The organism is Sphingobacterium sp. PCS056 (assembly GCF_023273895.1).
Lineage (GTDB): Bacteria > Bacteroidota > Bacteroidia > Sphingobacteriales > Sphingobacteriaceae > Sphingobacterium.
In genome coordinates this window covers 2,308,448-2,321,240 of the sequence record NZ_CP096883.1, presented here as the reverse complement: position 1 = coordinate 2,321,240, position 12,793 = coordinate 2,308,448, and the positions used below count along the sequence as shown (strand labels likewise).

Sequence of the window (12,793 nt, the reverse complement as noted above, 5' to 3'; positions counted from 1 at the left end):
ATCGTCACCTCTCCAAAAATCATATTAATGCAGAAGTAAGCCTAAGATTTTTTTAAGAAATATAACTGATGAAATTTAAGAATTATACAAAATTTGATACGCTAATCTATTTTTTAGTAAATGTAGATTGCACTTCAAAATCTTGATATTTACCCCGTAGAATCATCTTTTTTGTTGTCAGAGTATAGACATCAAATACTTCTTGTTGACGACCATTTTCTGTTATTGTGATTTCTTGTCTATCCGAAGAAAATTTGTACTTACCCGAAACTGGGACTTTTATCCAAACGGGTTCAATTTCGTCAAAATCGATTTCGACTGTAATACCTGTGAAGGTACCGTCAGCTTTAAACGAATATTCGATTCCATCGGTATAAGGAACTTTTTTCATTGTATTTAACTCTTGCATCTCTTGCAGAACCCAACGTCCAACAATACTTTCAGATCCATCTATGGAAGCCTCATCTTTTGAACAAGATGCAACAAACACCGTTACAAAAAGAACAATAATTGTTACTATTTTTTTCATATATACTATAGGGGTTAATTTAATTTTATATTGATCACTAAATCCATTTCCTTTCACAAAGATTTATATTCATTCAAAATCTTCGCAAAACTAAATAAAGCTCGGAAATATCCTAGTTTTAAATCAAAAATTGTGGCTTACAAGCCACTCTATGGAATGATAATAAAAAGTAAGATAAGGTTATAAAACAGCTCTTTTTTCATTCGTCTATAACTAATAAATTTACAAATAACATATAATCTACGAGTGACTACCCCAAACTTGCACCTGCTGTATATTTATTTGATAAAATAGAGATGCTGCTTATTCCACATATTTAATAATTAATTTAAGAAAGCAAGACAGCTCTAAAATCGATGTATTTTTATTTATAATACAACAACAGCTACAGCACAATCAATCGGATCTCAGTGCATAAATAAGCAATTTTATGATATCGAATTATAAAGACCGACTGATATCCACGACATTAAAAATCTGATCGACATCGTCGAGTGTAATGGTAAAGTCCGGATATTTGACTTTATCGGCATTCAGGGAATGCAGTGTAAGGATACCTTTTTCTACATCATGATGGCTGATTTCTTTAATAATGACCCCTTCATAACGATGTACAATAACCCAATAGCGATATTTATGGGTATGGAATTTAGATAGCCACAACTCCCTTTTGATCAAACGTCCGGTAACGATATCGCCATCCAAGACACTTGCATCTGTACCGTCAGTCATACTATCACCACTAACCTCAAAAGAACGGTATACACCCCTATGAAACTCATTGACCGTGATAAAATGTGCGGGCAGCTCATCCATATATTCAGAATCGGAAAAACCAGATAAGTAACCCGCTTTTGCTTTTTCGGTCACCAATTTGGTCTGCATCAAATAGCGGCCAGGGGAAACTTCAAAAAAGATGTTGTTTTTATTTTCATCCATAAATTTCACTTCATCAGAAAAATAACCGATGGATTTTCCGTTTCCTACACTGACCATAGAAACCGCATCCGACTGAACAAAGGATTCGCGCTTTTCACGATTTCCACGATTGTAAAGCAACCAATCATAATTGACCTGCGGAAATGCATTTTCTATACGGGTTTTCATGGTCAAACCTATGGGATATTCGCCTTTTTTGATGCGCGAATACACCTGTTCCCGCACACCTAAAATAGCCGCAAATTCGCGATTGGTCACTTTCATTTCCAAGCGTAATACCTCAAAATTATTATTTAGGTAAGTTTCCATGATTTTCATAGTATTTAATCAATTGTTACACAAAAACATAACAACCTGACGCTAAGTTACACAATCTAGTTAACCTAAACAAACAATAAGCAATAATAATCATACAAAATACTGATTATAAGAATATTAAATATAAACAAAAAAGTTTAATATTATTTATATTAAAACTATATGTGTATAAAATAATTTAAAAAAATCTTTGAAGTTTAACTTTTCTGTTTAACTTTGTTTAACTCAATAATTACATTGAACGATAAAAACAGTATACATCACAAAAAAAATAAGCAGATGAAAAGAATTAATAACATCCTTGTATGAAAGCAGCTTCAAAAAATATGTTCCTCCTATTGCGGGCATTAGTTGAACAAGCAAAGCGATCAGCATACGTACTATAACCAAAGCTTTTTAGCCCACTAACTGCGTTATAAAACCATTAACAATTGAAACATGAACACACTATATCATTCTTTTATTATGAACTTTTTAACAGAAAATTACCCGGATGTACTCAAAACGATCAATAGCATATACGAACCTGATCTATCCAAAATCCATGCAGTAATAGATTGCTATTGCGCATTTGTTGGAATCAATCCTGAACAGATCAAAGGTGAATTCATCAACTATAAAGACATCCAACATCGGTACAAAGCCATTTCTGTAGTACTCAGAATCTTTCAGCCAGAAAAATTGGTTTCGTTGAAGACTAAAGTAAAAAGCACGATCTATAAGGAAACTATCCCGTACCTGAATATTAGTAACGATACTCTACAAAAATCCATTATCTGTGCCTGTAATCAATACGACATGTACGGTGATTTTAAAAAAGAAATTAAACAGATCGCAAATTATTACCTCATACATACGCGGTATAACAGTAAATAGAGCCCTTAAGTGATCGTTCGAAAACATCAGGTACTTTTAATCTGAAACGGAAGACGATAACACCCATTATATACAATTAAAAATGAGTTTATCTCCAAAATTATATCAGAAATATGGAGCAAGTAAAAACCCGAGAAGTCCAAAACTCGTAGTCCATGAACACAAAAAAAAGACCATCTTAACAAAAGGTAAGTGGTCTTTTTTTACATCGTGCAATTTCTATCTGATCTTTTTCCTGATCCAGAGTACACAACTGAAAATTAGTATAAAAAGAGTGATGCAAAACCAGAATATCATACTCGATTCTAGCTTACTGACACGACTGGAAGCTTTCTTTTCGAAAGTGTTTTTTTGTTTTGTTTCAATCGCTGTCTGTTTCTTTTCATGTTGTTCCAATTTTGTAGCTTTACTCATCAACTGCACTGCACTGGATTGCTCTCGGCTTTTCTGATGGACTTTACCTCTACCCATAAGGACGGTACCATCTTTCTCAATCCTAACATTTTCTCCTTCTAATTGTATCATAGTCTCTCCATCCAGCCATACAAAAGATTGCAAATCTGTTTCCGTTGTCACCAGTGTTTCATTCTCTTTTTTTAAATCAAGCTCTATGGCGCTTATGTTTTCATTTATTTCCGATTGCTTTATTTTTGTGGTTTTTTTAAATAAACCACAGCCATTAACTAAAAGTATGACTACGATCATTCCTGCTATTATCTTCATTTTTAATTTTCTTTCATTCAATTTGTAATTCATTAAAAAGTTTCATGAGGTCATCATATTCCGCCTGTAGCTTCGCTAATGTTTTTGCACAAGCTATATGCTCATCATTTGCAATGCGCAAAGCATCGTTTAAATCTTCAATGACAGCGCGTAGCTGTTCGATATTCTTCTCCAAGCGATCTGCATAACCTGCCCATTTATCAATCACCTTTCCTGCATTTTCGACATTGGTGGCTTCCACCTCTGCTTGCTGCTTTGGACGCCCAACGAAATAACCAATTATTCCGGTGATCACAGGCGTACCAAATCGTTCCACTAATTCCAATAGTTCCATCATGCCTAACTAAAATATAATTTTGCTTCTGCCGCTCTACGTCGTACCAAACCAGGTAAAACCTTCCCTCCTGCTTTGTCCCATTTCATAAACTCGTCTGCAATACGCTTATCATTTGGATCTTGATTGATCCTCTTCAACAATGTTGATTTACCTAAGTTTGTCGCACCCAAATTGTATGTGAAAGATACCAATGCATCAAATTGTGATTGCTTGAGGGGTTTCATCACTAGTCTCAGCACATCATTTTCATAATATGTAAGGATATCGGTTAACATCCGATCACCTTCTTCTCTTGTGAGTGGAATATCTTGCATGGCGACCCGCCGTCTGCTGGGAAGATAATAGGTAAATCCATAACCTATAGTGGGTATCCCAATAGGATCGAGATAAGGTTTGCTGTACCAACCCTCGAAATCCTTTATCAGTTGTAATCCTTTTTGTCCTATCTTCATAATCATTTCTTTTTGTCAAAAAAAGCCCTCCCTGACGGAGAGCTTATCTGTAATTAATGGCCGTCTATTCCAACGCCTAGATTATTTGCATGAAATGGAAGTTTGACCGATACACTTGCTGTGATTAATAACAGCACATCGAATTGGTGTACTTGCATTACGCTGAAAGGCTTCCAGCAGCCCTTTTACATCTTGGATCGCACCATCAATATCTTCTTCATAGATTACCTTTTTAGCCAAATAATGGGCTACTTCCGAAATTGCTTTTGCTTCAAAACCCAGCTCTTTATATCGGGCTGTAAGGGCTGCTGAAATTTTCTCTTTCATTTTTGTTTTATACTAGTTTGAAATATCTACTACAAAAGTAGAGCAGTGATGAGACAAAAAATCCGGATATCTATGTTTTGTACGCGGTATCGGTGGGATACCGAAAATGTCAGATATAATCACACTTTAACAATCGAAATGTGTTAAAATTCAGAGAAATAAGAAAAGAATAATAGGCTATTTTAAAGTAAAATAAAAATGAATTGAGCTTTCATCTTCATATGACTACTGTAGCTTATCAACTACAGTAGAATAACAGATTTAAATTCAATATCACGATTATCAATAAATATTAATTAAAATTAATATCTTGCTGCACTATTTATATTTTATAATCCCAAAAATTAATGACTACCGATATTTGGAATTAAACTATATAGATATACAATAAATCAGCTACATATATTACTAAATTATAAATAAATGAAAATGTTTTTCAAATTCGCAGCTGTCTTAACAGTTTCTGCTATGCTAACCTCTTGTTATTCTTACACCAGTGTAGTAGGAAAAGGTGCACAAGGAAGTCAACAAGTAACAAAATGGAACCATTATGTGATCGCCGGTTTGGCTCCAGTTGGAGTTTCAGATTCTAAAGCAATGGCTGAAGGTGCTGAAAATTACACCGTACATACTAGACAATCTTTTGTAAATGGTCTATTATCTGCAATCACATTTGGTATCTACACACCAACAGTGACGACTGTTACGAAATAGTAACGCTTAAATTTAATTTGAAAGGCTGTCTACTGGCAGCCTTTTAAATCTATCCTATAATCTATATCATGAAAAAAGTATTTTTCTGGACAGCTATTGCAATTTGTGTATATATACTATTCAGTATTTTAAATATCCTATTTGTCGGCAATACTCCGATGAGCAGTTTTGATTATGGTTTTTTGGCAGGCAAAATTCTGTTATTGACCATCCTCATTTTTATTATCATAACAATACGCAAAAGAAATTAAGTCCTATATCAGCCTACCTCTATTTCAGTTTTAACACGCTATACCTGACTTGTACCTATCAAAAATAAATTTTTAAATTTAAAATTCTTCTGCACTCCGCGTACTTCACTTTAATAATCCTATTATCTAATTACTTCAAAATCAAACGGTGCAACATCAAGATATCTATTAAGTAATAAACATAGTATATCTTCAGATAAGTATCATTACATCCCCAGCACCCGAAAAAAAAGAAATAGGCTATAAATGTGGCTTGATAAATACGAAGAACTGAAGTGCTTCTATTTTTTTACATTTTTATTATCTTAGATAAAAATTAAATGAGTGAATATTTAACGCCCTTTTTATCTTTTTTATAGTAAAAATGCACATGAATAAACAAACTCTTATACTCGTACTTAATCTGCTTCCTTTTATAGCACTTTGTCAAAAAATGATTGCACCTGGCAGTCCTGATATTAATACGTCTTATCTTAAACCTCAAAAATCTTTATACACGGTATACTATGTAAAGGATACTAGCTGGACAAAGAAAGGAACGATGACTTATGACATCTCTTACGAAAACAATCAATTGATATTCCATTACAAATACACAGACAAAAGTAATGAGTGGTCTAATATCCGAACGTCTGTTGCAGATGCTAAGACCCTAAGATCGATCAGTTACCAATCTGAAAGCAGCGGAAGTAAATTCAACCTCGATTTTGGAGAAACCATAAGAGGGAATTATTATTCAAAAAAAACCAAAAAGGATAAAATATTGAATTTAAAATCACCAGGTTCATTTATTGATTTCAACCTAGCTGATAATATGATGACCACCTTACCTCTCACTGTAGGCTATAAAGGAACTTTTTCGCAGTTTTATTACGATGACAACTCGGATACTTTAACTTCCAACTACATCATCAAAGAGGTTAAAAGTTATGCTTATCGTTCACCTAAAACCGGAAACCATGATACGTGGTTAGCCTCCGTATTGGAAGAAAGCACAGGAGCGATCTACAACTATGTGATTGACAAAAAAGATCACCGTTTATGGCAACGGGAAATGTCCTTGGGCAATGGCATGTGGGAAATCTGTACCAATGAAGAACTAGACTACCAACCGATAAAAAGTCAGTTCAATAAAGAACAGGCGGTACAGCAGATTACAACAGGTAGTAGTGTTATTACAGGAACAGCCTATGCAAAAGATAACACGGGCAAGAAACTGGGCGGACTGGTCAATACGGCCAAAAAACAGTTTGCTCCAAAGGGTACAGAAATCACACTTTTCCCAAATTCTGCATACTACGAAGAGTGGACCGCCGTTAATAAAAAGATAAAAAAACAAGGGAAAATACCTGAGGTACCATTAGATTCAAATTTTGGAGCAGGAATTAAGAAAGCGAAGGTTTATGATGATGAGGGACATTTTGAATTTGCGGATCTTCTCCCTGGGACATATGTGATCATGGCCAGTTTTGATTTTACCAACTCGTATAACTATTCGTATGTAACTGGATATACTAATTATTATAATTACTGGGGATATACCGGATCTAATACTAACTATGCCTCTGCTAGACAGCATTACAGGGATCAGGCTCATATAGAAAAACGAGTGACCATAGACAAAAATGGAGAAAAAAAAGAGGTCAACTTAAAAGATAACTAAGTCCATGATCAAATATAGAAGTTCGTGATTCAACCTACTATGCTAGATCAAAGTAGTGAAACCTGACTTCCATTGTATGTAAATGAAAGAAGTATAATTTTAAAATAAAGAAACAGCATATGGTAGACAGAAAAGTAATCCTATATATTGCTATGAGTTTAGATGGCTATATCGCTAAACCAAATGATGACCTGGGTTTTTTATCCCTAGTAGAACAGGAAGGTGAAGACTACGGTTATGCAACGTTTATAGCATCTGTAGATACGGTAGTGATGGGGAGAAAAACATATGATTGGATCATGAGGCACGTTCCGGAATTTCACCATGCAGATAAGCGATCTTACATCATAACGAGAACTCCAAAACCAGCTATTGGCAACACCAGTTTCTACACAGCGGATCTAAAGGACCTCATATTAAAATTGAAAAGTGAAGCCGGAAAAAAAATTTTTATTGATGGTGGAGCTGAAATCGTCAATGCGCTTTTAAGGGACAATTTAATTGATGAATTTGTGATTTCGATTATTCCGATCTTAGTTGGAAATGGAACCAAACTCTTTCAGGACGGGAGACCGGAGCAAAACCTAAAACTTGTCTCAACCAAACAGTTCAAAACAGGATTAACGCAACTGCATTACAAAAGCATTGGAGTGTAATTGAGCTACTTGCGATATTCTGATTAGATCGTTGATTAAAAAGTAGAGTCAATTTATCTTCCATAGATCATATTGACTCTATTTTCATAGACGACAACAAAATATTAGTATCTTAAATAAAATGATTGTCAACGCTTCACCACACTCATGATCTCCACATAAGCTTTTCGGGCATTTTATATAGCGCGATTGTGACCGTCCAAAAAACACAAACTGTCTTTTTCAATAAAAATAAAGGATAATAAAATTACGCTTTGAAAAGTGTAACATGAATAATATATTTGCACTGTTTATAATTAATCTAAATAAAAGAAATAAACACTATGAATAATATTATCATTTACCTCATGCTGCTGCTTCCATGCTCTCTCCATGCGCAAGCGCAACAAAAAACAGAAATATATGGGAAAATATTCTCAGCGGATGGAAAGCCAGTTGAAGGCATCACGGTCAAACTACTTCCTCAGGACATCAGCGTTTCTACTAGAACCAACGGTTCTTATCTCATAAAATCAGTAAAACCCGGTCCTGCACAAATCTATATCTCAGCCATTGGCATTCAATCTCAGACCCGAGAGATCCAGATAGAAGAAAAAAGAAATACCATTGCTGACATCTATCTTACCGAGAACCAATCCACACTAGAAGAAATAGTGATCAATGGCACTAACAAGAATAAGTATACGCGCAAACAAAGCTTATACGTATCTAAAATGCCTCTTCGCAATATGGAAAACTCGCAATCTTATGCTGTTGTTACCAAAGAATTGCTAAAAAGTCAAGTAAATACAAATTATGACGATGCATTGGCCAATGTTTCGGGTATTGACAAATTATGGGCAGCGACCGGTCGCCCCGGAGATGGAGTCTCCTACTACACCTTACGTGGATTTACGACACAGGCAGCGATGGTCAATGGTGTAGTCAGCATTGCCAGCACGAATCCTGATCCCGCTAATTTAGAAACAATCGAGGTGATTAAAGGTCCTTCAGGTTCTTTGTATGGTGGTGCTGCAGTTGGCTTTGGTGGATTGATCAATAACATCACTAAAAAACCGTTGGATACTATAGGTGGACGTGTCAATTATATCTTTGGTAGCTATGCACAACATCGCGTGACAGCAGATGTTTACGGCCCTTTGACAGCAAACAAAAAACTTCTCGGCCGTATCAATACAGCATATTCGCACACTGGGACATTCCAGGACGCAGGATTTAATAAATCATTTTTTGTTGCACCTTCTTTACTTTACAGACCAAATGACAAATTAGACATTCAACTGGATGCGGAAATTTATCAGAGCAAAGCGACTAATCCTATGATGGTATTCCTCAATCGTTCCCGTCAATTGTTTGCAAGAACGCCTGATGAATTACAATTTAACTTTAACAAGTCTTACACCAACAATGATGTAACGTTTAAAAACCCAAGTACCAACTTGCGTGGAAATGTGACCTACCGTATCCATGAGAAGTGGACATCCAACACAACTGTCAATTATAACAGACGTAAATCTGATGGTTACTTTCAATACATTATGTACTTGCAAAATACCAACGACACCTTGATTAACCGATATGCAGCTCTTCAAAATTATGTAGCAACTAACTTCAATGCACAACAAAATTTTACAGGTGATTTTCATATCGGTGGTATGCGCAATAGATTACTTGTGGGCCTAGATTTTCTTTCTCAAAAAACAGAAACGCACAACTCTCCTTATGTACAGACGGATCAGATCAATACTTCATACGACGATCCGGATTACTACAAATTTAACGCTGCTTTTATTGACGCCGCAATTGCTGCTTCCAATGGTTCAAAAACCAACAATCGCGGCCGCACCGAAGTATTTGGTGCATATGTTTCCAATGTATTGGACATAACTTCACAATTGCATTTAAACCTTGCTTTACGCATGGATTATTTCAATAACAAAGGAACTTATAACATCGATAAGGATACGACTACCGGAGCATTTAACCAAACAGCCTTTTCGCCACGCGCCGGTCTCGTTTATGAAGCGATCAAAGATCAGGTTTCCTTCTTCGCAAACTATCAAAATGGTTTTAAAAACGTATCACCTGTGGTACAACCACACCCTAGTATATCTGGTGATTTCAAACCTCAACAGGCTTCGCAGTGGGAAGCTGGTGTAAAATTCAATCTACTTGAGGATAAAATCGGTCTTACTGCCAGTTACTACGATATCAGTGTAGACAATATGATCCGTCCTGAAACAGTAGAAATAGATGGCAAAAGCTACAACATCAGTGTACAGGATGGAACACGTTTAAGTCGTGGTGTTGACTTGGACTTAACCGCAGCTCCTATTCAAGGGTTAAATGTCATCTTAAGCTATAGTTTCAACGATAGTAAAACAACAAAAGCTGCAGCTACTGTGAACAACCTTCGTCCTACTGAAGCTGGCCCAAAAAATCTATCGAATATCTGGGCAAATTATACTTTACAACAAGGAACGTTAAAAGGTATAGGTATTGGTTTTGGAATTAATCACGCTAGTGAAAATATCATTACCAACAGTGTCCCTACAGGAACTTTTGTACTGCCGTCTTATACATTACTGAACGCCAGCCTGTCTTATGGTTACAAACATATGGAGTTTGCTGTTAAAGCAAATAATCTGACCAACCAAACTTACTTTAAAGGTTGGACAACGGTCAATCCGCAAATGCCAAGAAATATCTTAGGTAGTATCGCCTACCGTTTTTAGTATTAAAACATAGAGGCTGCCAAAGTGCAGCCTCTATGTTTTAATACTATCCAATAAAAAAATACGAATACAAAATAAGCATTTTTATGCATTAATAATGAAAATCCAATCTTCATACAAAAAGATCTTTATGCGAAAACACCATAAAAGTATCCTTATGCCGTATCAGCTTTCCTATTTTCAACTATAAATCGATCCAAGAAATCAATTTTAATGTCATGAATTTGTAGAAGACTTATTAATCGATCCATACAACATCCTTCGGTTTCTATACGAAAGATAGAATCTTCGTCATCCAGATCCAAGGTTGCAGATTGTACTTCCGGCATATTAACCTTTAAGATCTGCATTAAAAAGTTTTTCTTTTCGTTTGTTTTTACTGAGCTTTTAAAAATTAATACCTGCTTGACCATCATTATTCTTAATTTAAGATATAACCATACCGCATTATTAATCATCATACATTAACGATGCTGCTAAACAAATCTAGTCTTTAAGGTAGGAAGAAATTTTAATATTATACGAAAGTACTTGCTTTTTATATGAAATTCAAAAATCCAAAGATTAAACAAAATTCAGTCCATTAAAATCATCAAGATATTCACTATCGCAACCAACTATTGACCAAAGATCGATGGTCTGCAACCCATTGTTTTGCGGTAGATTCTTTATCTTTACTTTCTTCCATTTTCATCAATAAATTGGCCATAGTGCCCATATCAAAATGAACCTGAGAAAAGAAACGTGTCAACTCGGGCTGCTCAGCAGGAAATTCCTTGCGCGTAAAAATCTTGATCTGCTCTGCGGTTCCTAAAGATGCTCTCGGATCTTCTAGAAATTTCAACTTCATCTTGCCAAACATCCAGTGTGGCTGCCATGCCGCGACGACAATCCAGCGTTTTTCTTTAATCGCATTCTGCAATTCAGTGATCATCGCTACGGTGGATGAATTGACCTGTCGATAGTTTAAATCATAGTCTTTTATGGTACGATCTACCGCAGCCGTGATACCAGCTCCTTTTTCAATACCCATGATCTGATGATTAAATTGACCTTCGTGTGTTCTTAACTCTTCTATCGAATTGATAGGCACATAATCGGGTACAACCAGACCATTTCTGGCATGCGCATAACTCGTACCGATATCAACAAGATTGGGAAATTTTGCAATTTTAGAACCATGAGTCAAAGGAAGCCAAACATCCATATAAAGATCTGTATCGCCATTGTTCATGGATGCTAATATCATATCGGGTGTAGCGCGCTGGATCACCAGTTGATAATCCATTTCTTCTAGAACCGCCTTTGCAACATAGGTCATGGCAACACCTTCTGCCCAGCCATCCACCATACCTACATTGATATATTTTTTGTTGCCATCTGGCTGACAAGCGCTTAGCAATAAGACAATGCCCCAGATTAACGCTAATTTCATGTTCTTCATATTATTTTTTATTCTGTACAAAACCCTGTGTTATCCTATCTAAGATAATGGCTAAGATGACGACAGACAAACCACTTTCAAATCCAAGTCCTATATCCAGATTATTGATTCCTTCAAGTACTTTTTCTCCTAAACCTCCTGCTGCGATCATTCCGGCAATCACGACCATGGATAGGGACAATAATATAGTCTGGTTTATACCTGCTAAAATAGTTTTCATCGCTAAAGGCAGTTCCACCTTAAACAAGATTTGTCGATTGGTAGCTCCAAAAGCACGTGCTGCTTCAACAATATCCTTTGGCACAGCATCGATACCCAGAGTCGTCAAACGAACAGCTGGCGGCATAGCGAAAATAATAGTCGCAAATGCTCCAGGAACTTTACCGATACTAAAAAATAACACTGCCGGTATCAGATAAACAAAAGCAGGCATCGTCTGCATCAAGTCTAACATGGGGCGGATAATCTTCGCAGCTAGTTTATTTTTTGCAGCCCAAATACCCAAGGGAACAGAAAGTATCAAAGCTGTAGCCGTTGCAACCAAAACCAATGATAAAGTCTCCATCGTCTCCTTCCAAAACCCCATCATGTAAATCAGCGTCAGTCCTAATAAAGTTGTGATCGCAACTCCTTTGCCGGATTTCCACCATGCCAAACCTGTAAAAAGTGCAATCACCACAAAAAATGGTATCGCTAAAAATATCCACTCTAATCCGATAATGGATGAATTACCGGTATGTTTTATAAAATCGAATAAAGGCTTAAAATTTTCTGTAAGCCAATTAATTGCAACTTCAATATATTGACCTATATCTATTATTTTACTCAT

15 protein-coding genes are annotated in these 12,793 nt (G+C 35.9%); 6 read left to right on the top strand and 9 right to left on the bottom strand.

Going from position 1 to position 12,793, the window contains the following annotated elements; translation table 11 throughout:
- Positions 1–106: 106 nt before the first annotated feature.
- A complete protein-coding gene (locus MUB18_RS09630; protein ID WP_248755744.1) occupies positions 107–529 on the bottom strand; it encodes a lipocalin family protein in 423 nt (140 codons plus the stop codon).
- Between the two features lie 441 nt (positions 530–970).
- Positions 971–1,777, bottom strand: coding sequence for a helix-turn-helix domain-containing protein (locus MUB18_RS09625; RefSeq protein ID WP_248755743.1), 807 nt, complete (start codon positions 1,775–1,777; stop codon positions 971–973).
- A 447-nt stretch (positions 1,778–2,224) separates the two neighbouring features.
- Here MUB18_RS09625 and MUB18_RS09620 point away from each other — a divergent pair, with 447 nt between their 5' ends.
- Complete coding sequence (locus MUB18_RS09620; protein ID WP_248755742.1) at positions 2,225–2,662, top strand: hypothetical protein; 438 nt, start codon at positions 2,225–2,227, stop codon at positions 2,660–2,662.
- 219 nt (positions 2,663–2,881) lie between these two features.
- Here MUB18_RS09620 and MUB18_RS09615 read toward each other — a convergent pair whose 3' ends face one another.
- The 4 genes from MUB18_RS09615 to MUB18_RS09600 all read right to left on the bottom strand — a co-directional run bounded on the left by MUB18_RS09615 (position 2,882) and on the right by MUB18_RS09600 (position 4,501).
- Positions 2,882–3,418 (bottom strand): hypothetical protein, encoded by a 537-nt coding sequence (locus MUB18_RS09615; RefSeq protein ID WP_248755741.1) that lies wholly within the window; start codon positions 3,416–3,418, stop codon positions 2,882–2,884.
- A complete protein-coding gene (locus MUB18_RS09610) occupies positions 3,399–3,722 on the bottom strand; it encodes a hypothetical protein (protein ID WP_248755740.1) in 324 nt (107 codons plus the stop codon). The genes MUB18_RS09615 and MUB18_RS09610 overlap by 20 nt, the downstream gene beginning before the upstream one ends.
- Before the next feature lie 2 nt (positions 3,723–3,724).
- Positions 3,725–4,174: a lysozyme gene (locus MUB18_RS09605; RefSeq protein ID WP_045754706.1), complete on the bottom strand. Its 450-nt coding sequence runs from the start codon at positions 4,172–4,174 to the stop codon at positions 3,725–3,727.
- 81 nt (positions 4,175–4,255) lie between these two features.
- Positions 4,256–4,501 carry a hypothetical protein gene (locus MUB18_RS09600; RefSeq protein ID WP_248755739.1) on the bottom strand — a complete coding sequence of 82 codons (246 nt, stop codon included), beginning with the start codon at positions 4,499–4,501 and terminating at the stop codon, positions 4,256–4,258.
- Positions 4,502–4,930: 429 nt separating this feature from the next.
- Between MUB18_RS09600 and MUB18_RS09595 the strand changes: the two genes are divergently transcribed.
- The 5 genes from MUB18_RS09595 to MUB18_RS09575 all read left to right on the top strand — a co-directional run bounded on the left by MUB18_RS09595 (position 4,931) and on the right by MUB18_RS09575 (position 10,520).
- Positions 4,931–5,215 carry a Bor family protein gene (locus MUB18_RS09595; RefSeq protein ID WP_248755738.1) on the top strand — a complete coding sequence of 95 codons (285 nt, stop codon included), beginning with the start codon at positions 4,931–4,933 and terminating at the stop codon, positions 5,213–5,215.
- A 68-nt stretch (positions 5,216–5,283) separates the two neighbouring features.
- The gene (locus tag MUB18_RS09590; protein ID WP_045754703.1) at positions 5,284–5,466 is read left to right on the top strand and encodes a hypothetical protein; all 183 of its coding nucleotides are present in this window, start codon (positions 5,284–5,286) and stop codon (positions 5,464–5,466) included.
- Positions 5,467–5,836: 370 nt separating this feature from the next.
- Positions 5,837–7,129: a hypothetical protein gene (locus tag MUB18_RS09585; protein ID WP_045754702.1), complete on the top strand. Its 1,293-nt coding sequence runs from the start codon at positions 5,837–5,839 to the stop codon at positions 7,127–7,129.
- 119 nt (positions 7,130–7,248) lie between these two features.
- Positions 7,249–7,785 carry a dihydrofolate reductase family protein gene (locus MUB18_RS09580; protein ID WP_108158543.1) on the top strand — a complete coding sequence of 179 codons (537 nt, stop codon included), beginning with the start codon at positions 7,249–7,251 and terminating at the stop codon, positions 7,783–7,785.
- A 323-nt stretch (positions 7,786–8,108) separates the two neighbouring features.
- Positions 8,109–10,520: a TonB-dependent receptor gene (locus MUB18_RS09575; protein WP_248755737.1), complete on the top strand. Its 2,412-nt coding sequence runs from the start codon at positions 8,109–8,111 to the stop codon at positions 10,518–10,520.
- 155 nt (positions 10,521–10,675) lie between these two features.
- Here the strand turns inward: MUB18_RS09575 and MUB18_RS09570 are convergent, their stop codons facing one another.
- From MUB18_RS09570 to MUB18_RS09560, 3 genes are all read right to left on the bottom strand, one after another.
- Positions 10,676–10,981 (bottom strand): hypothetical protein, encoded by a 306-nt coding sequence (locus MUB18_RS09570; protein ID WP_045754700.1) that lies wholly within the window; start codon positions 10,979–10,981, stop codon positions 10,676–10,678.
- Positions 10,982–11,124: 143 nt separating this feature from the next.
- The gene (locus tag MUB18_RS09565) at positions 11,125–11,955 is read right to left on the bottom strand and encodes a glycine betaine ABC transporter substrate-binding protein (RefSeq protein ID WP_248755736.1); all 831 of its coding nucleotides are present in this window, start codon (positions 11,953–11,955) and stop codon (positions 11,125–11,127) included.
- 10 nt (positions 11,956–11,965) lie between these two features.
- Positions 11,966–12,793 carry an ABC transporter permease gene (locus tag MUB18_RS09560; RefSeq protein ID WP_248755735.1) on the bottom strand — a complete coding sequence of 276 codons (828 nt, stop codon included), beginning with the start codon at positions 12,791–12,793 and terminating at the stop codon, positions 11,966–11,968.

What these genes read in the sequence shown, in the direction of transcription:
- MUB18_RS09630 (WP_248755744.1), bottom strand. Translation starts at nt 529, where the DNA reads ATGAAAAAAATAGTAACAATTATTGTTCTTTTTGTAACGGTGTTTGTT.
- MUB18_RS09625 (WP_248755743.1), bottom strand. Translation starts at nt 1,777, where the DNA reads ATGGAAACTTACCTAAATAATAATTTTGAGGTATTACGCTTGGAAATG.
- MUB18_RS09620 (WP_248755742.1), top strand. Translation starts at nt 2,225, where the DNA reads ATGAACACACTATATCATTCTTTTATTATGAACTTTTTAACAGAAAAT.
- MUB18_RS09615 (WP_248755741.1), bottom strand. Translation starts at nt 3,418, where the DNA reads ATGAATTACAAATTGAATGAAAGAAAATTAAAAATGAAGATAATAGCA.
- MUB18_RS09610 (WP_248755740.1), bottom strand. Translation starts at nt 3,722, where the DNA reads ATGATGGAACTATTGGAATTAGTGGAACGATTTGGTACGCCTGTGATC.
- MUB18_RS09605 (WP_045754706.1), bottom strand. Translation starts at nt 4,174, where the DNA reads ATGAAGATAGGACAAAAAGGATTACAACTGATAAAGGATTTCGAGGGT.
- MUB18_RS09600 (WP_248755739.1), bottom strand. Translation starts at nt 4,501, where the DNA reads ATGAAAGAGAAAATTTCAGCAGCCCTTACAGCCCGATATAAAGAGCTG.
- MUB18_RS09595 (WP_248755738.1), top strand. Translation starts at nt 4,931, where the DNA reads ATGTTTTTCAAATTCGCAGCTGTCTTAACAGTTTCTGCTATGCTAACC.
- MUB18_RS09590 (WP_045754703.1), top strand. Translation starts at nt 5,284, where the DNA reads ATGAAAAAAGTATTTTTCTGGACAGCTATTGCAATTTGTGTATATATA.
- MUB18_RS09585 (WP_045754702.1), top strand. Translation starts at nt 5,837, where the DNA reads ATGAATAAACAAACTCTTATACTCGTACTTAATCTGCTTCCTTTTATA.
- MUB18_RS09580 (WP_108158543.1), top strand. Translation starts at nt 7,249, where the DNA reads ATGGTAGACAGAAAAGTAATCCTATATATTGCTATGAGTTTAGATGGC.
- MUB18_RS09575 (WP_248755737.1), top strand. Translation starts at nt 8,109, where the DNA reads ATGAATAATATTATCATTTACCTCATGCTGCTGCTTCCATGCTCTCTC.
- MUB18_RS09570 (WP_045754700.1), bottom strand. Translation starts at nt 10,981, where the DNA reads ATGATGATTAATAATGCGGTATGGTTATATCTTAAATTAAGAATAATG.
- MUB18_RS09565 (WP_248755736.1), bottom strand. Translation starts at nt 11,955, where the DNA reads ATGAAATTAGCGTTAATCTGGGGCATTGTCTTATTGCTAAGCGCTTGT.
- MUB18_RS09560 (WP_248755735.1), bottom strand. Translation starts at nt 12,793, where the DNA reads ATGAGTAAAATAATAGATATAGGTCAATATATTGAAGTTGCAATTAAT.